The sequence below is a fragment of the Bacillus sp. FSL W8-0770 genome (assembly GCF_038008705.1).
GTDB classification, from domain to species: Bacteria; Bacillota; Bacilli; order Bacillales; family Bacillaceae_G; genus Bacillus_A; species Bacillus_A cereus.
The window spans coordinates 4,683,300-4,700,487 of the sequence record NZ_JBBOZR010000001.1 but is presented as its reverse complement, the minus strand read 5'-3'; the positions used below and the strand labels follow the sequence as shown (position 1 = coordinate 4,700,487).

Genomic DNA, 17,188 nt, shown 5'->3' with positions numbered 1-17,188 from the left:
TTATTCTGAGTGCTCAGCTCGGTGCGCTAAACGGCTTGAAGCAGCGGCAGCGATTCCGCCAACGATATCATCAAGGAACGTATGCACCTTTCCAGTTGATTTATCATTTAAGTATTCTAAAATACCAGGTTTTAATTTATCAATATATCCAAAGTTCGTGAAACCGATAGAGCCGTACACATTCACGATAGAAAGTGCGATAACTTCATCAATTCCGTATAAGCCTTCATCACGTTTTACAATATCTTGTAACGGTTCACTTAGCATTCCCTTTTCAGCAAGGACATCAAGCTCGATACCAGTAATCAGTGCGTTTTGTACTTCACGTTTTGATAGTACACGTTCTACATTGTAACGGCATTCTGACATCTCTAAATTTGGATGATATTTTTTTTGAAGAAAATGAACAAGTTCAGCAATATCGTCAATTGTTACACCGCGTTCTTGTAATAGTTTTAATGCTCTTTCTTGTAGTTGATTTGATTCTTTCATGTTTATCACCTTTTTTTCTTTTTAGTATTTGTATACGTTTCGTTGCTTTATCATGTGCATAGGAATGAAAGGCGAGCACAAGCTCATATATATAAAGAAAAACCATAGGTGGCGACTGCGATGATTCAGCATATTTATGAGCATTATCACATGCATGTTAAAGAATTAATCCCCCTTGGCCCCTATAAAAGCTTTTGGATTCGCAACAAAATTTATGTACTTGTTCCAATTGGAGAAATGGAGGAAGAAGTACTTGTAGAGATGAAAAAGCTCAGTGATTATATGAACCAGCAAGGGGATATAACTGTAGCGACTTTCGTTCCGACTATACACGGCTACTATGTAAGTGAGATAGAAGAACAAAATTACTGCTTATTAAAAGGTATGCGCACGTTAGAACGACATGCTATGTCATTAGGAAGTGAGCTTTCTATATTCCATAAACGAGGTGCATTCTTTCCAGAAGAAATTGAGCAATTAAGCCGAATTGGTGAATGGAAAGCGTTATGGGAAAAGAGACTCGATCAATTAGAAAAGTTTTGGCAATCACAAGTGATGAACCACCCTTCAGATGTATTCGATCAATTGTTTATTGAATCCTTCCCGTATTACTTAGGAGTTGCAGAAAATGCCATTCAATATGTTGTCGATACAGAAATGGATGATACGCCGCAACTAACGGATGCAGCAACAATTTGCCAAGAACGATTCACACCTTTATTATGGCATCAAACGAAGCGTCTCAAACTTCCTTTTGATTGGGTGTATGATCACCCGAGTCGAGATATTGCAGAATGGATCCGCCATATGACGATAGAAAAAAAGAAAGACTGGGAGCAAACAATCGTTCAATTTGTTACGGATTATGAACGGAATTATTCGCTATCCTCATTTGGCTGGCGCTTATTATTTGCAAGGCTCCTGTTCCCGCTGCACTATTTTGAAACAGTCGAACGATATTACCAAACTGGAAACGAAGAACAAAAAAGCATATATAGAGATCGCTTAGAAGCCATTTTACACGATGTGAACCGCTCAGAGCAATTTATGAAGCATTTTTATGGTTCACTTCGTTTACCAGTAGATAAGCTCGGGATTAGAAAATTAGATTGGCTATCTTAAAAGTATAAAAAAGAGACCGATGGAGGTCTCTTTTTTATACCACAATTTTATGTAATACATTATGCCCCTACCTGCTGATCTGCACATATATTTAAAACGAATTGATGCCCTTCGAGTTTTTCATTTACTTTACCCAATAATTCTTGCTGAATTTCTTTAAATAAAAATTGATAGCTTGTATTCCACGTTGGTATAGCGGATGAAAGGCCTAATAAATATTCTTTTTTCTTTTCTAGTTCTTGAATTGTTAAAAAAGTGTTCCCCATTTTTGGCATCTGTCGTCCCCCTATGTTTTTTACTTTATATGTGTGAACGATTCACTATATAGTATTAATTATCGCATTTTTTGAGAGGGATTTCCAATTTTGTTTTATGATGTTAACGGATAAATGTGATTTGAATAAAAAAGGAGACCAAATTTGGTCTCCTTTTAGCAAGTGACTTTGAACAAGCCGCTAGATAATATCCAGCTCCAGCGGCTAAAATGTTCGGTGGCTTCGCTTCTTCCGCCGAGGCAAAAACGCCTCTATGTCAGAAGCTCCATCCCCCTCACATTTTGAACGAGCCGCTTCCGCTTTTAGATTAATATCCAGCTCCAGCGGCTAGAACAGTCGGCCATTTCGCGCCTTCCTGTGAGGCAAAAAGCGCCTCTTCGTCAGGAGCTCCAATGACCTCCTGTTCTGAAAGAGCCGCTTCCGCTTTTAATTAAAATACTTGTTCTACTTCGATAACGCCTGGTACTTCTTCAAGTAACGCGCGCTCGATACCAGCTTTTAGTGTGATTGTAGAACTTGGGCAGCTTCCGCATGCACCCATAAGGCGTAGTTTTACGATACCTTCTTCAATGTCTACTAATTCAACGTCTCCGCCATCGCGAAGTAAGAATGGACGTAATTTATCTAATACTTCTAATACTTGTTCTTGCATATGTGGGTTTTCCATTTTTATCGACTCCTTTCATCAGTTTTATTATAATCAAGATAGAGGGGAAAATCTATTTTTTCTCTTCTTGTTTTATTGTCGAAATTTTGTATCGTGTTTTTTCAGTATAGGGGTATGGAATAAGTTTGTAAAATGATGTGCTTATGTAATAAGACATCTGAATATACTGTTGGGACAAGAAGTGGGGGAGAAGAAATGGTTAATGTTCAAGTGTATGGGACGAAAGTAATTTGTGCGAGCTGCGTTGGAATGCCATCTTCAACAGAAACGTTTGAATGGTTACAAGCGGCAATTGGTCGTAAATATGAAGGACAAGAAAATAAATTTAATTTCGAGTATATTGATTTCCAAGAAGAACAAGAAGATGCGGATAAAAAAGCATTCGCAGAGCGCGTAGTGGAAGAAGATTTATTTTATCCGGTCGTTCTTGTAAATGGAGAAATTGTTGGAGAAGGAAATCCTCGTTTGAAGGATGTTTACGAAGAAATCGAGAAATATTTATAAAACAAGAAGTCTTTGCGAATTTGCAAAGGCTTTTTTTATTGGAGGGATAGATATGAAAAATGGAGTGAAGCATGCGTTACCAACGGAAGTAGAGCAGTTAATGGAGCGGTACACAGTAGAATTAAAAGAAATTTTTTTGGATGAAAAAATAGTCGGGGTATATATTTACGGATCCATCGCACTAGGTGCATTTCATAAGGAAACGAGCGATGTTGATTTTGTTACAGTGATAAATGATTCCGTGAATGAAGCTGAAAAACAGCAGCTTGTGGAACTACATAAGAAACTTAGTGATAATATGCTAGGTAAAAGAATGGACGGTATGTATATTCCGCTTGCTGACTTAGGGAAATACAATGATGAAATGAACGAGTACGTGTATTGTGCAGATGGTAAAGCTAATGTTGGTCATTGGGACATTAATGCGGTCACATGGTGGACGTTGAAAAATCAAGGCATTACAGTTACAGGAAAAGAAGCAGAAGATCTTCCGCTGCAAATACAATGGAATGATGTAGTAAATACGATGAAATACAACGTAGAACAGTACTGGAGTGAAAAGGCGAAGAAGCCATATTTATTTTTTATAGAAGAGTGGGTAGAATCAGCTGTCGTTACGATGGGACGTATTTTATATACACTAGATCATAAAACAATCGTTTCAAAAGATAGAGGCTTGCAGTACTTGTCAGAACGTTCAGCGGAAGAATGGGAGCTTTTATTAAAAGAAGTAGCGAGAATACGGCAGAACCCAAAAGAAAAGCGAATGCTCTCAAGGTGGAGAAGGGCAGATATGACGAAGAGGTACTTACTGCATTTAATTGAGATGTGTAGAGAGAAATGGTAGGGAAGAAAATGGACAATACAGTGGGGTGTATTGTCTTTTTTATTTTGTAGTAGATAGAAAAGTATTTACAAGTATTGTGTAGAGGAAAAATAATAGAAAAAAATATGTGCATGGGGGAAGATGATGAGTAAATATAAATTACATATAGATAGAGAACAATTATGGAAAGGATGCGTTTTAAATTCGATTGCCCATGCAATTAATGTAGCGCATTGTCCAGATTTCTCACATGAAAGTTCATGGGATGGATTTAACTATAGTATGCAAGATAGCCAAGGCGGACAAGGGGCAATTACGTTTCATCCGAATTACACGATTGTATGTCTTCAAGATGTGAATAGTGAGAGAATGGATGAGTGGATTGATGCGAAAAGTTATTTTGAAGGGGCACCTTCGGAAGTAATAGATATTGCGAAAGAAGAAGCACTTCAATACGTATTAGAAGAAGTAGAAGGCGAAACAGTTCCTTTTATTACAACTGCATTTTGGATTGAGGATAGTGGTGCGTATTCAATTGATTCATTTGAAGAGATGGAAGAGCACGGTGGATTCTTATTAGAAATTCCATTACTTGATACAGAATCAGCAATGGAAAGACTGGAAGAAGAGTATGAACTGACAGAGGAACAAATAGAGCTTTTACAACTCGTGTATGAGAAAAAAATCCAAAGGCCAAATGAGGAAATTAAGTTGTCTAAAGAAGAAGTAGCAATGATTGGAACGGAAGATAGCGAAGGATTGGAAGCTAGTAAGGAGTCATTTGCAGAAATGAATATTACTTGGGAGTTGTAGGATAGGATATAAAATTGTGATAAAGGACTAGTAGAAAGAACAATGTGAAATTACATTGCACTTTCTACTAGTTTTTTTATATACATATCAATTTCATGAAAGAATACGGGCTCTTTTTCCTCGGTATTCAGATGCACGGCGCAATGTAAATATTGCTGTAAATAGTGATTAGCTTGTTCGTACTGTTTTAATTTGTAGAAAGAAAAACAGGTAAGAAGTAGAAACGCTTTTTCTTCTAATATTGGAACGACAGCTAGTACCGGAGTAATGGAATGTATATTTATTTCCACTAAGTTTTCATAAGATGTCCACGTTTGAAACCAGTCGAAAATAGTAGAAAGGTAACCCGGAATGTTGATAGTTTCATGTGAAACATTATGCAGAGGAAGTTAATAATGAACTATTCATGAGTTGTGTAAGTGGAAATATGTTTGAAATAGTAGAAGGCTAATTTGTGAGCTCTTTTAAGTCGAGATGTTTGTTTTAAAATAGTAGTATATATTCACTAAAAAAGATGTATAAAAATGATTTTGATGCATCCTTTTTAGTGAATATATAAAATAATTAACTTAGTGTATTAAAGATATGATACATGATTATTTTAATATATTTAAAAGTAAAATGAAATAAGAAACGGATAATTGTCGGAATATATTCGATTTCCGTTCATTTTTATGAAATATGTGTACTTTTTGTTAGATTCCTTCATTTTGTGCATATACAATAAATGTATATAGAAATAAGAAAAGGATGATGCACGTGAAGGACACTGTTTTAAAAGAAACGATTTCTCCACAAGAATTACATAAAGTTGTTCAAAAGAATACAGCTTATTATGACTTTAAGTGGGGGAAAGTAGAAAATCCAGCGCAAGGGAATACATGGAATTGGGTAGCCTTTTTCTTCCCAACTTTTTGGTTAGCTTATCGAAAAATGTATAAGTTATTTATTATATTTGCGTTATTGGCTATACCTAGTATAGTTATACCCCCTTTTATAGATATTCCAGATGGGATTTATGTAACATTTAATTTAGCTCTTCAATTAGGAATGATGATATTTACTGGATGGCAAGGAAACCGTTTATATTACAAGCATGCTGTTCGTGTTTTTCGTAAGGGAGAAGATTCGTCTGATCATGAGAAGGCGTATTTCTTACAATCAAAGGGTGGCGTAAGTATTGCTGGTATGATTGGTTTACAGGTTATAGTCGGGATTGTGTTTGGGTTAGCTGCGCTCGGGCTGTCCTTTTTACCAACTGAACCGAATATTAAAAACGTTGTTCGTTCAAGTGGTGAAGGGGTTACTTTAGAGATTATGACTGATAATCCAACTTGGAAGTTTGTTAAGAAAGAAAAAGATTATGACGTAGTAGAGTTTACTGGTTATGATTATACAGAGAAGAAAAACGTGAAAATTAAATTTGCTGTTTATTTCGATGAAGATTATTTCGAGTGGCAAGAGGTATATGAAGATAATAAGAAGTTAAGTGAAGAAGAAGTGGAAGAATATCAAATTTACATTGAAGAAAATAATTTGGGTTTCTAGAGAGAACTCGTTCATTTTGAAAAGAAGAATCTTGTGAAGGTTCTTCTTTTGTTTATTAGGGAGAGAGAAATGATTTCAGCATTAATAGAAGCTCTAATAGGATCTATTAGTTTAAGTACGGGTTTACACACGAAAAAGATTGATGTTAACATACGTTACTTGCAGCAGTATGAATGGTTTCGAATGATATATGAAGACGAGAAGTATCGAAAGTTATTTATTACGAACTACAAAGTTCGCTCATATTTACAAAGTAAGCTAAGAGTTCGATTGCTCGTAAAAAATAAAAATGCACAACGAAGATTTTTAAAATTAGTAGAAGAGCAAATAGAAAAACGGCATACAAATTGAAATTTTGTAAAATACAATAAAAAATGAGAATTTGAGGTAGGGTTGTCAATAACGTGAGACTATGGCACTATAAAGAAATGCTATACAAATTTTATTTATCGAGATGTAAACATCAATTTTGATTTTTACGTATAAATAATGAACGGAGGAAATGAATTTATGGCTACTTTACCAAATTGTCCAAAATGTAATTCAGAATATACGTATGAGGATGGCGTTCTTTTCGTATGTCCAGAATGTGCTCATGAGTGGGGCCAAGAAGCAGAAGCTGAAAACAATGATGGTGCAAAAGTTGTAAAAGATGCGAACGGAAACGTTCTTCAAGATGGCGATGCTGTTACTGTTATTAAAGATTTAAAAGTAAAAGGAACTTCTTCAGTTGTGAAGATCGGTACGAAAGTAAAGAGTATCCGTCTAGTTGATGGCGATCACGATATCGATTGCAAAATCGACGGTTTCGGAGCTATGAAGTTAAAATCACAGTTCGTTAAGAAGGCGTAAGTAAATAGAAGAGGAGGCGAATAGCCTCCTCTTTTTATTATGTCACTTTTTGTCGGTAAATCGATATTTCGTACAAAATCGTTGATATATTCTGAGTTATGATAGATATATTTGAAAAATCGTTGATATATTGCAAGTTATGATAGATATATTGAAAAAATCGTTAATATAATTTCACTCACCGAGAACGATGCATCATTTACCTCGCATCATAGTCAACCTCTTTCAACTGACATCGCTTATTAAAGAACGTTTTATATCCAAGCTGTAAAAAGATAATGACAGCAAAGGCAGTACTTCCAGAAATACCGAGTATGATGGCGATTTGATATTGAATGGCTGTGAATGGTGATACACCGGATAATATTTGACCAGTCATCATGCCTGGTAAGCTTATAATTCCCATTCCGACCATAGAATTAATTGTTGGTAAAATAGCAGAGTCAAAAGCGTCTCGAATGAGCGGAGCAGCTGCTTCTTTCGGTGTTGCGCCGAGCATAAGTGCACCTTCAATTTGACCTCTTTGCGATTTCATATTGTTTAAGAACGTATTTGCACCAAGAGAAACACCAGTCATGGCATTCCCAACTAACATTCCTGTAATAGGGACGATATATTGCGGAGCATACCAAGGGTCATGACCGATAATAACAAAGATAAATAGTAGAAGTGGTCCAATTGATCCGGCGATCATGGAAAGGGCGGCTACTCGTTTTAATTCTTTAGACATTGGGATGTTAACCCGTTTATAAATATTAAAAATTGCAAAGGTAGTAATAGAAGTGATGAGAGCGATTGTATAAAATGGATTACTGTTTTCAAATACGTATGTAAGGACATATGCAACAAGTACGAGCTGAATCGTCATACGGAATGTTGCGAGCGCGATTTGTTTTTCGCGAGGTATTCCTTTTAATTTTACAAGTCCAATTAAAATAAGAATGAAAATATAGGCAGCTGCAAGTTGCCAAATTTGGAGTTCAATAACGCCCTTCAACTGAGAGCACTTCCTTTCTAGTTGCACCCTTTGTTTTGCTAATTTCAATAATATCGTCTGCAATTTCTTCTGGAAGTTGTTGCGAGTGTGTGATGAAGATAACTGTTTTTTTCTTTTTTCGTGCTAGTTCAGTAAATTGTTTCATAACGCGGCGTTCTGTATCACTGTCTAATGCTGAAGTGGGTTCATCTAATAAATAGACAGGCGGATCCATAAGTACGATACGTGCAAAGGCAAGTCTTTGTTTTTCACCGCCGGATAATGAGGAGGTGCTATCTTCTAATTGCTTGTCTAAGCTAACGGTTTGTAATGCACTCCGCAGGGCATCATCATTTGGAAATGGTTTTTCAGAAAGACGAAGTCCCATTAATAGGTTGTCTTTAACGGTTCCATCAAAAATAGGTGGAGTTTGCCCAAGCATAACTACGTCACGACGTAATTGAATAGGGTAATAATCAGAAATTAACTTTCCGTTATATTCAATTGTACCGGATGTTGGGGATTGTAAATCGTTTAACATGCGAAGTAATGTGCTTTTTCCGCTTCCGCTTTCACCGATAATACAAGTAATCTTTTCTTTTTGAATCTGTAAATAAGGAATGTGTAGTATATCTTTATATATAACGTCTTTTAATATAAACATAAATCGCTCCTTTCTGATTCTAGTTATATCGTATCAAAAAAAGAGGGGAAAATGGTTATAACGAACAACGTTTTTTCTTCGTCTTGAGTTTTATTAATAAGTTAAGTAAACGATCTAATTCTTGGCTGAAAGAAATCACTTTATCATGAGTGAATCCGTATCGTTCAACGAGATAGATTAGCTCTTTCTTTTTTGCTTCTATTCGATTGTTTAGTTTAGATAAGTTCATAAGTGGAATGTAATGCCTCCTACAAAAGTATTTATCACATAAAAAATAAGACCGAATGAATTCGGTCTTAAAGGAAGTAATAAAACAACTTACAAATAGCATACAATGTTTATCAATATTTTTTAATATAAAAATGAAAAATAAATCATTATAAATATTGAGAAAGATGTGTCTGATAATTTTTAAAAACTGATGCAAAGAGGCTGCCTACATCGTAGACAGCCTGTAAAGTATTAACCTTTATGATATTTGTACATCCAAAGAAGACCAGATTTTAATAATCTCGGTACACGTCCCATTAATGGTTGGTTTGCTAGTAAACCAAAGCCGTGCTTCTTACCAAGAGATCCTAGAACACCTTTTAATTTAATAACAGGTAGTTCATCCGGGAGTGGTTCATTATTCCAACGTTTTAATAATATTTGGACAATTTGTTCTCCTTGACCTTCAGCCAGTTGGGCAGATGGTGCATGTGGAAGTGCTGCGCAATCTCCTACAACGTAAACATGATCGTTATTTGGAATATTATGATATTTAGTTAAGACAACCCGTCCGCTACCATCTTGTTCAACTGGAAGGTTTCGAACAACTTCATTTGCTTGAATACCAGCTGTCCAGACGATTGCATCACATTCAAGTGGTTCATCGTGGTTGTACACAATATTTGGTTCTACTTTTGTAATGTTAGAGTTTCGTATAATGTTAACTTTATGCTTTACAAACCATTCTTCTACGTATCTACTTAATTTCTCTGGATATGGGAATAAAATTCTATCTTTTCGATCAAATAAATAGATTTTTAAATCAGAACGGCTTTCACGAAGTTCACTTGCTACTTCAACGCCACTTAAGCCAGCACCAACGACAGCTACTGTTGCATTTGGTTCTAGACTATTTAATTGTTCATATGTCTTACGTGTTTGTTCAATTGATTGTAGACTATGTGTATATTCTCTAGCTCCAGGAACGTTATGATATTTATCTTCACAGCCAAGTCCGATAATTAAATCATCATATTGGATCGCTTCGCCGCCATCAAGATGAACAGCTTTTTCTTCGAGGTCAATATTTGTTACTGTGCCGTATTGAATATTGAGGCGTGGGTGTTCAGGAAACGGTATACGAATATGCGTTTCTGAAATAGTACCCGCAACTAATGCATAATATTCAGTTTTGAAGCAATGATATGGTACTTTGTCGATTAATGTCACTTGTACATCATCTGGAAGTTGGTTGCTTGGAAGTAGCCTTTGCAGAATTCTCATTCCACCGTAGCCGCCACCTAGTATTACGAGGTGTTTCATGATGGATTACCCCTTTTCTGTTGAAATATCCCCTAATCATAAAATTTTATATTAATAAAATATTTTGACTTTACTCAATCAAATTATATCGAATTTGTGAACAAATAACAATGCATGAATGAATACTCTGTTGTACAATAAGAAGAAAAGTAAACTGTTTTTCTTTTTAAGTTACTCTTTCATTGTAAGTAGCATGTTATATAGAAGAAATCATCTACTTTGAAGTGAAGTAATGAAGTAACTAAATAGTTTAGACTGTGTAACGAAAACAACAAGAAACAGCTTAGTTTTCTTCTTATAGATAAAGTGAAAAGGTAATTTGTTTTGTAGTACAGGGGGGAGAATTTTGATTAAACCATTAATTGAATTTTGTGTAGGTAACCTTGCAAGTGGTTCACAAGCAGCTCTAGAAAAATTAGAAAAAGATCCGAATTTAGATGTAATGGAGTATGGTTGTTTAGGATATTGTGGCATTTGTTTTGAAGGACCATTTGCACTTGTAAATGGTGAAGTTGTACAAGGTGCAACAGTAGAAGAGCTTGTTAATAATGTATATGAGTATTTGGATGAAAATCCAATGTTTTAAGGTGTTGCGAATTAGCAGCACCTTTTTCATTAGATAAAACTTTATTTCGTGGGGAAGACTAATACTGAGTATTAGTCTTCCCCAATCGAAAATAGTAGGATAAATAAAAAAAGGCCCTTTTTAGAAGGGCTTTTTTCTTACACAAATTGTGTAAGAGTGGCTCATCGCCAAACGTTGTCAAATATGAGAAACGGGGGACATTCATATTGTGTTCTAAAAGCATGCATTTTATACTTAACATAACAAATTATTTTTGGAGTGAATATAAATGAGCCAATTTTCTTTTACAAAAATGCATGGTCTTGGCAATAGTTATATATATGTAAATATGTTTGAAGAGCAAATTCCTGAAGGAGATTTAGCCCTTGTGGCCGAAAAGGTTTCAAATATTAATACTGGTATTGGAGCAGACGGGATGATTTTAATTTGCCCTTCAGACGTAGCTCCGGTGAAGATGCGTATGTTTAATAATGATGGTTCTGAAGGAAAGAGCTGTGGTAACGGTTTACGCTGCGTAGCGAAATATGCGTATGAGCATAAACTAGTAGAAGAAACAGTTTTCACAATTGAAACGTTAGCTGGTATTGTAACGGCTGAAGTAACAGTAGAAGATGGTGTCGTGACATTAGCAAAAATCGATATGGGAGCACCTCGTCTAACACGTGCAGAAATACCGATGCTTGGTGAAGGTGAAACACCATTTATTCGTGAAAACTTCTTATACAATAATCATCGTTATGCATTTACAGCTGTTTCAATGGGAAATCCGCATGCGGTTATTTTTGTTGATGATGTAGAAAAAGCACCTCTTACAACACTTGGACCAGTTCTCGAGACACATGAAATGTTCCCAGAGCGAGTAAATGTTGAGTTTATCGAAATTTTGAATAATGACGAGATGAACTTCCGCGTTTGGGAACGTGGATCTGGTGTAACGCAAGCTTGCGGAACAGGAGCGTGCGCTGCAGTTGTAGCTGCTATTTTAAATGGAAAGATGGAACGTGGTAAGGAAATTACAGTCCATTTAGCTGGCGGCGATTTAATGATTGCGTGGACTGAAGAAGGAAACGTGTTGATGAAAGGACCTGCGGAAGTAATTTGCCGCGGAGTGTATGAGTACAAGATAGAAGCGTAAAGATGTATAATGGACTAAGAACAGAAAGGAAGGTGTATTTCATGATTGAAGTAACAGAACAAGCAGCTTTTCAAATTAAAGATATGTTAAAAGATGCTGAAGATGGAGAGAAGTATGTGCGCCTTGCTGTACACGGCGGCGGATGTAGCGGTCTTTCTTACGGTTTAGGATTTGAAGTAGAACCAAAAGAAGACGACACAGTGCTTGAGTTTTTCGGTGTTGAATTTGTTATTGATACAGAAAGTGCTCCGATAGTTAAAGGAGTAAAAATTGACTATAAACAATCTATGCTTGGCGGCGGATTTACAATCGACAATCCAAACGCAATCGCATCATGCGGATGTGGATCATCTTTCCGTACAGCATCGAATGCTGGTAAGCCAGAAGAGTGCTAAGTTTTTAGCCAAAAAAGAAAAGGCCTTTTTAGCGATGGAATAAAATCGTTAGAAAGGCCTTTTCTTTTTGCGTTAAAACAGAAAATGCATGTAAAGTTACTTTAGATTTTAATTTAAATGTTATTATATACGGTATATATGATTAATGCTGTGAATTCGAGATTCATATTGTTCATTTTAAGATAAGATTATGTAGAAAAAATGTAAACTTTGAACCGAATGGAACTGTTACGGATGTAGTGGAAGACGGTTTACCACGATAATAAATTAGTTACGGGAAGAATTGTAGTAAAGTTGTCTTTGATTTTATAAAGTTTTTGGGAGCATCTCCGAATATAGGTGAAAAAATAATTCTCTTAGCCATGTTAACTACAGTATTAGTATTTACCGAAGTTTCTTCCAAATTCAATAGCGTTATCGTGGATGTTGTTGTCGTATTATCTTTGTTGATATATACCGCAGTAGGGCAGAAATTGTAACTGGACGCGGAGGAGTAGCAGCTTCCTTTTAAAAGAAGGAGGAAAATATGATGGAGGATATTCTTGAATTTATAGGGAGATACGTAATTAAACCTATTATTAGTTTAGTGAGATATCTTGTAATAGAGATTATAATTGAGGGCATAATAGAAGGCGTAATAAACGGTATAAGGAAATTACGTGATAAGTGGCGGAATTGGCGTGAAAGACGTTATTGGCGGTAGTGTAGCTGATGAGCGTGAGAAACAAAAACGTTATACAGAAGCTTAATGGAATGACAATTTCTAAAGTGAAGAAATAATTATTATCTTACAAAAGTGTAATGTTCATGTCATGTTTTTGAATTTCTTCTTTAAGCTCCGGGCTTTAAGATAAGAATATAAGAAAAAACATATGAGGTGAAGGAAATGAAAAGATACATTGCACTATTTAGTATTTTAGTTGTATTTGCAAGTTTGTTAGTTGGTTGTGATTTAAACCGTATGGGTAAAGATGAGTATTATGTTCAAATTACAGTAGATGGAAAAGAATTTGATAGTAAAGCTAGTAATGGGCAGAAATTTAAAGATTATGAATATAAGTTGACTGGCTTTGATAAAGACGGTAAAGAGAAAGAATTAGAATTCATAGCTCAAAAAAATCTTCGTAAAGAAGCATTCCTACGCGTATACCACTCAGATAAAAAAGGTGTAACAGCTTGGGAAGAAGTGAAAAAAGACGAGCTTCCAGCGAAAGTGAAAGAAAAACTAAGTGTGAAATAAGACAGATAAAAAGGAATTGACGAACAGGGTCAATTCCTTTTTTTGTTTTCAAATTCTTCTTCTGAAATGACTTTAAATCCGTGTCTTTTAAATAAAGCAGTTGTCACTCCGAAACCAGTTTGCTTATTACCGTTAAAATCTCCAGTGTAAATCGTAGAACTACCACAAGATGGGCTGCGTTCTTTTAAAATAATATATTCTGGGTGTAAATCTTTAATTTGTTCTAATGCTTTATAAGCACCATTTACGAAAGCTGCTGTGACATCTTCACCATTTTTTGTTATCACTTTCGCTTTTCCGTCTAAAACGTCGTCGCCATTCCCGCCAATAATTTCAGCGGAAGGACGAGGTGTTGGTAGTCCTCCTAATACTTCAGGGCAAATGAGGACTGTATCTTCTTTTTGCAGAAGCTCCTCTATTTTTGAAACAAGATTGTCATTCCCGTCATAACGGCAAGCAATCCCACCTAAACAAGCGCTAATTACGATCATATTTTCATCTCCATTAAAAAATATTAACTATCACGCCAATTTCGCTTCCTGCCTCTTACTTATAAATGAGGTGATATAAATGGGAAGCTTATATAATTTAATGAAACCATATAGTGAATTTCGAAGTAAAGAAGAGTTTAATACATATCAAAAACAAGTTTTGAAGTGCTACCGATTTCAATTGAATAAAACTGATTCTATCATTATTCATTTTTTAGGAAAATATGCGGTGAATGAGAAACAAAAAACAGTAGGAGTCGCTTGTCCATTAATGGGGACGATTGCGACGAATGTTGGAAAGAGTATTCGTACAGTACGCCGTTCAATTGCAAAGTTAGAGGAACTAGGAATTATAAAGCGTGTTGCAACAAAAGAAAGGCATAAACGCGGCGGGTATAGTGCGAACTTATATGTATTTCTTACATCTGCGATTGACCGCATGGATGACCGTATGAAAATGTCCGCTTGTAAAACTGAGGATAATGCAACTGGCTGTAGTAAAAATGAGCAAAAAATTGCTGGGAAAACAATTCTTTCTAAAAACATTTCACAAATAAAAGAGAAAAGAAAAGGAACGTATGAGCTTGATGAGACGTATTGCCGTCATGATATACCGAAGCCTTTTATATACGCACTGGTGCCGATGACGAGTAATCCGAAGAAAATTAATATATTTTGGAGTAAGGTCGAGCTTGCGTATAAAAAGAGTGGGTTACTAGAACAAGGTGTTTTACTAGAGCAAATATTAGCTGACGAAGAAGTGTATGGAAATTTAATTTGGCGCGTGAAAAGTGTTGTAAGAGCATATAAATATGGGGAAATTCGTAAAGACATTGGGGCACTTTTATACAGTACAGTGCGAGATTTATTTTTAGAGGTTGGATTAGAATGGGGAGCAGCATTAAGGAGAAGTAAGGGAATATCACTATTTGATCCATTTAAAAAAGAGTCATGCGTATAATACATGACTCTAAGTGGCTAATCGAACTTCCTTACAACTGGAATACGAATCGCTACAAATAGTACGAAGACGATAACAGCTATTGCACCACTTTTCATAACGGTTACGATTGGAATTCCCATTGCAAGTGCAAGTGATGTGAATGCATAAGAGAGCGGGATAAAGCCCATTGATGATAGCATAAGTAAACTCATTACGCGTCCCATCATTTCTTCTTTTACTGTCGATTGAATCATTGCCATAAGCGGTACAATCGCCATTGCGATTGTAATACCATAAAACATGCCGGCTAATAGTGCTTGCCAAAGTACGGTGCTAAAGTTGATGGCTAAGAAGAATACACCAGACAATAGCATCATGATAATACAAAATAGACCGCGTCTACGATTAATATTTTTTAAACCGACAATGACAGCACCGATTGCCATTCCGCCACCTACAGATGCTTCTAAGTAACTAAAATGGAGCGAATCACCATGCAGAACGTTTTTAACAAAAAGCGGGAAACCAACTTGCATCGGGCCGATTAAAAATAAGTTTAAAAAAGCGCTACAAATAAGGAAAGTTGAAAGGAATGGCGATTCCTTTACATATAAGATTCCTTCTTTAATGGAAGTGAACATACCTTTATCTGTATCTTTTTGTTCTGGCATCGTAAATTGTATTTTTTGAACGAGTATGGCAGCGACAATCAGTAATAAAATCGTAATGGAAAAGATTGTCTCATAGTTCGTAAATTTAATGAGAATACCACCAAGTACAGGGCCTAAGATGACCGATGCTTGGTTCGTCATTTGTGTAAGCGAATTTGCTTGTGTTAACCGGCTTTTTTCTACCAATTCCGGTAAGATAGATCCATCTGCTGACCAGAAGAAAGCATCAGCAAGTCCAAAGAATAAAGCGAATAAAGCAAATGTATATAGTGTTACATCACCGACAATGAACCATGTGAGAATGGTTGCGACAAGAATCGCTCGAATGATATTGGAGTAAAACATAATGTTTTTTTTCGGGAATTTATCAGCTACAGCGCCGCCGACAATCATAAAAATAAGCCTTGGAACACTAAGAGCTACGAAAACAACACCGAGTGAAGCTTCAAGGTTTAATGTTTTTGCTATGTACCACGTTTGTGAAAAAGTAAAAAAGGCTAAAGCAAAGCTTGAAAAAAGAGTAGCTGCCCAAAGAAAAAGGAAATTCGTATTTTTTAATAACGGTTTTCCGCTTCCTTCTAAAGCAGTTTTATTTTGTTGTAGTTCCTCCATATTGCTTCCTTTCTATGTGACGAATTTAAACTAAAAAACTTATTAACAATCGTTTTATACAGTTTCTAATATTTCTATACTGCACTTTCTCATTGTAGACAATAATAATGAATTTGCCCAGTAGCTATTTAACGACAAAAAAAGATGCCGAATGGGCATCTTTTTTTAGGCTAACGCAATATAAATATCCAATTGAACGTTGTTTGGATCTAACGCTCTTTCATCGTAAAGCTCAAAGTCTGTTGTGAAGGCACGTTTATTTTCTTTCGACCATTTCCAAATATATTCCCAAGCTTCACAAACGACTTCAGCAACTGGTCCTTTTCTTGTTGTAAATACCGCATATGTAGCGGCAGGTATTGTTAAAGTTGTCATATTTTCAGGAACGTCTTCTAATGAAGAAACAGGCATACCGATTGTAAATTGATATGTACCGGTTTCATCTGATTCGTAGTTTGAGTAGAAAGCGAATGTTTCTTTCGTTTGTTGATTTGGGATGTGATGCATCATTTGTTCTTGAAAGTATCGGTTCCAAAGTTGTGGAATGTTTCCTTCAGTAGATGCCTCTTTTTCATTAGTCGTCGTAACCGAAACGCCGATTGCGTGGAAAGCTTCTTTTTTTACGATAATAGGTTCTTGTAGCATAAAAAATTCCTCCTTTTTTAAAAAAAGAACATTTGTTCTTGTTTTAATATAACATATTTTTACATGTAACGGTTGTTGTTTTTAGAAAATTTTAATCATAAAAAACAAACTGAAAATAACTAAAAAATGGTAAATTTTCTATTGTATGTATAAATAGGGTGAGGAGTATGTTAAAATTTTTAAGTATCCTTTAACTGT

The 17,188-nt window shown here is 35.6% G+C and carries 22 protein-coding genes and 2 pseudogenes; 13 read left to right on the top strand and 11 right to left on the bottom strand.

What is annotated here, in order from left to right:
- Window positions 1–492, bottom strand: coding sequence for a phosphatidylglycerophosphatase A family protein (locus tag NST27_RS24325; protein WP_000665094.1), 492 nt, complete (start codon window positions 490–492; stop codon window positions 1–3).
- Window positions 493–612: 120 nt separating this feature from the next.
- Between NST27_RS24325 and yutH the strand changes: the two genes are divergently transcribed.
- Entirely contained in the window at window positions 613–1,614 is a 1,002-nt protein-coding gene (gene yutH, locus NST27_RS24320; RefSeq protein WP_000614218.1) for a spore coat putative kinase YutH, read from the top strand.
- A 59-nt stretch (window positions 1,615–1,673) separates the two neighbouring features.
- Here yutH and NST27_RS24315 read toward each other — a convergent pair whose 3' ends face one another.
- Together NST27_RS24315 and NST27_RS24310 are read right to left on the bottom strand one after the other, a co-directional pair.
- Window positions 1,674–1,889, bottom strand: a complete 216-nt coding sequence (locus NST27_RS24315; RefSeq protein ID WP_001125493.1) for a hypothetical protein — start codon at window positions 1,887–1,889, stop codon at window positions 1,674–1,676.
- A gap of 430 nt (window positions 1,890–2,319) precedes the next feature.
- On the bottom strand, window positions 2,320–2,556 hold the full coding sequence (locus NST27_RS24310) for a NifU family protein (RefSeq protein ID WP_000431159.1): 237 nt from the start codon (window positions 2,554–2,556) through the stop codon (window positions 2,320–2,322).
- A gap of 195 nt (window positions 2,557–2,751) precedes the next feature.
- Between NST27_RS24310 and NST27_RS24305 the strand changes: the two genes are divergently transcribed.
- From NST27_RS24305 to NST27_RS24295, 3 genes are all read left to right on the top strand, one after another.
- Complete coding sequence (locus NST27_RS24305) at window positions 2,752–3,060, top strand: YuzD family protein (protein WP_000248588.1); 309 nt, start codon at window positions 2,752–2,754, stop codon at window positions 3,058–3,060.
- Between the two features lie 52 nt (window positions 3,061–3,112).
- Window positions 3,113–3,907, top strand: a complete 795-nt coding sequence (locus NST27_RS24300) for a nucleotidyltransferase domain-containing protein (RefSeq protein WP_001986998.1) — start codon at window positions 3,113–3,115, stop codon at window positions 3,905–3,907.
- 123 nt (window positions 3,908–4,030) lie between these two features.
- Window positions 4,031–4,699 (top strand): hypothetical protein, encoded by a 669-nt coding sequence (locus tag NST27_RS24295; RefSeq protein ID WP_000049704.1) that lies wholly within the window; start codon window positions 4,031–4,033, stop codon window positions 4,697–4,699.
- A gap of 50 nt (window positions 4,700–4,749) precedes the next feature.
- Here NST27_RS24295 and NST27_RS24290 read toward each other — a convergent pair.
- Window positions 4,750–5,082, bottom strand: a pseudogene (locus NST27_RS24290) (DUF4304 domain-containing protein); the annotation flags it as partial.
- 376 nt (window positions 5,083–5,458) lie between these two features.
- On the opposite strand from NST27_RS24290, the gene NST27_RS24285 reads away from it, so the two are divergent.
- The 3 genes from NST27_RS24285 (at window position 5,459) to phnA (ending at window position 7,099) form a co-directional block, all read left to right on the top strand.
- Complete coding sequence (locus tag NST27_RS24285) at window positions 5,459–6,247, top strand: DUF2628 domain-containing protein (protein WP_000655761.1); 789 nt, start codon at window positions 5,459–5,461, stop codon at window positions 6,245–6,247.
- A 69-nt stretch (window positions 6,248–6,316) separates the two neighbouring features.
- A complete protein-coding gene (locus NST27_RS24280; RefSeq protein ID WP_000622259.1) occupies window positions 6,317–6,598 on the top strand; it encodes a hypothetical protein in 282 nt (93 codons plus the stop codon).
- A gap of 159 nt (window positions 6,599–6,757) precedes the next feature.
- Window positions 6,758–7,099: an alkylphosphonate utilization operon protein PhnA gene (gene phnA / locus NST27_RS24275; RefSeq protein WP_000212737.1), complete on the top strand. Its 342-nt coding sequence runs from the start codon at window positions 6,758–6,760 to the stop codon at window positions 7,097–7,099.
- 199 nt (window positions 7,100–7,298) lie between these two features.
- On the opposite strand, the gene NST27_RS24270 is transcribed toward phnA, so the two are convergent.
- The 4 genes from NST27_RS24270 to NST27_RS24255 all read right to left on the bottom strand — a co-directional run bounded on the left by NST27_RS24270 (window position 7,299) and on the right by NST27_RS24255 (window position 10,272).
- A complete protein-coding gene (locus NST27_RS24270; protein ID WP_000679246.1) occupies window positions 7,299–8,096 on the bottom strand; it encodes an ABC transporter permease in 798 nt (265 codons plus the stop codon).
- The gene (locus tag NST27_RS24265) at window positions 8,080–8,739 is read right to left on the bottom strand and encodes an ABC transporter ATP-binding protein (RefSeq protein ID WP_000470265.1); all 660 of its coding nucleotides are present in this window, start codon (window positions 8,737–8,739) and stop codon (window positions 8,080–8,082) included. Before NST27_RS24265 ends, NST27_RS24270 begins: the two co-directional genes overlap by 17 nt.
- 55 nt (window positions 8,740–8,794) lie before the next feature.
- Complete coding sequence (locus tag NST27_RS24260) at window positions 8,795–8,968, bottom strand: aspartyl-phosphate phosphatase Spo0E family protein (RefSeq protein WP_001054089.1); 174 nt, start codon at window positions 8,966–8,968, stop codon at window positions 8,795–8,797.
- A 233-nt stretch (window positions 8,969–9,201) separates the two neighbouring features.
- Complete coding sequence (locus tag NST27_RS24255; RefSeq protein WP_000682077.1) at window positions 9,202–10,272, bottom strand: NAD(P)/FAD-dependent oxidoreductase; 1,071 nt, start codon at window positions 10,270–10,272, stop codon at window positions 9,202–9,204.
- 346 nt (window positions 10,273–10,618) lie between these two features.
- On the opposite strand from NST27_RS24255, the gene NST27_RS24250 reads away from it, so the two are divergent.
- From NST27_RS24250 to NST27_RS24230, 5 genes and pseudogenes are all read left to right on the top strand, one after another.
- Window positions 10,619–10,858 carry a YuzB family protein gene (locus tag NST27_RS24250; RefSeq protein WP_000595026.1) on the top strand — a complete coding sequence of 80 codons (240 nt, stop codon included), beginning with the start codon at window positions 10,619–10,621 and terminating at the stop codon, window positions 10,856–10,858.
- Window positions 10,859–11,126: 268 nt separating this feature from the next.
- A complete protein-coding gene (dapF, locus tag NST27_RS24245) occupies window positions 11,127–11,993 on the top strand; it encodes a diaminopimelate epimerase (protein ID WP_047387095.1) in 867 nt (288 codons plus the stop codon).
- Window positions 11,994–12,034: 41 nt separating this feature from the next.
- Complete coding sequence (locus NST27_RS24240) at window positions 12,035–12,388, top strand: HesB/IscA family protein (RefSeq protein WP_000573825.1); 354 nt, start codon at window positions 12,035–12,037, stop codon at window positions 12,386–12,388.
- A gap of 674 nt (window positions 12,389–13,062) precedes the next feature.
- Window positions 13,063–13,131 (top strand): annotated as a pseudogene (locus NST27_RS24235) (methyltransferase); the annotation flags it as partial.
- 143 nt (window positions 13,132–13,274) lie between these two features.
- Window positions 13,275–13,628 (top strand): YxeA family protein, encoded by a 354-nt coding sequence (locus NST27_RS24230; protein ID WP_000833145.1) that lies wholly within the window; start codon window positions 13,275–13,277, stop codon window positions 13,626–13,628.
- Between the two features lie 29 nt (window positions 13,629–13,657).
- Here the strand turns inward: NST27_RS24230 and NST27_RS24225 are convergent, their stop codons facing one another.
- Complete coding sequence (locus NST27_RS24225; protein ID WP_000635483.1) at window positions 13,658–14,119, bottom strand: DUF523 domain-containing protein; 462 nt, start codon at window positions 14,117–14,119, stop codon at window positions 13,658–13,660.
- A 79-nt stretch (window positions 14,120–14,198) separates the two neighbouring features.
- Between NST27_RS24225 and NST27_RS24220 the strand changes: the two genes are divergently transcribed.
- Window positions 14,199–15,080, top strand: a complete 882-nt coding sequence (locus NST27_RS24220) for a helix-turn-helix domain-containing protein (RefSeq protein ID WP_000535262.1) — start codon at window positions 14,199–14,201, stop codon at window positions 15,078–15,080.
- A gap of 17 nt (window positions 15,081–15,097) precedes the next feature.
- On the opposite strand, the gene NST27_RS24215 is transcribed toward NST27_RS24220, so the two are convergent.
- Both NST27_RS24215 and NST27_RS24210 read right to left on the bottom strand, forming a co-directional pair.
- Complete coding sequence (locus NST27_RS24215) at window positions 15,098–16,345, bottom strand: MFS transporter (RefSeq protein ID WP_000391939.1); 1,248 nt, start codon at window positions 16,343–16,345, stop codon at window positions 15,098–15,100.
- A gap of 165 nt (window positions 16,346–16,510) precedes the next feature.
- Window positions 16,511–16,990 carry a GyrI-like domain-containing protein gene (locus tag NST27_RS24210; RefSeq protein ID WP_000938791.1) on the bottom strand — a complete coding sequence of 160 codons (480 nt, stop codon included), beginning with the start codon at window positions 16,988–16,990 and terminating at the stop codon, window positions 16,511–16,513.
- Window positions 16,991–17,188 lie beyond the last annotated feature (198 nt).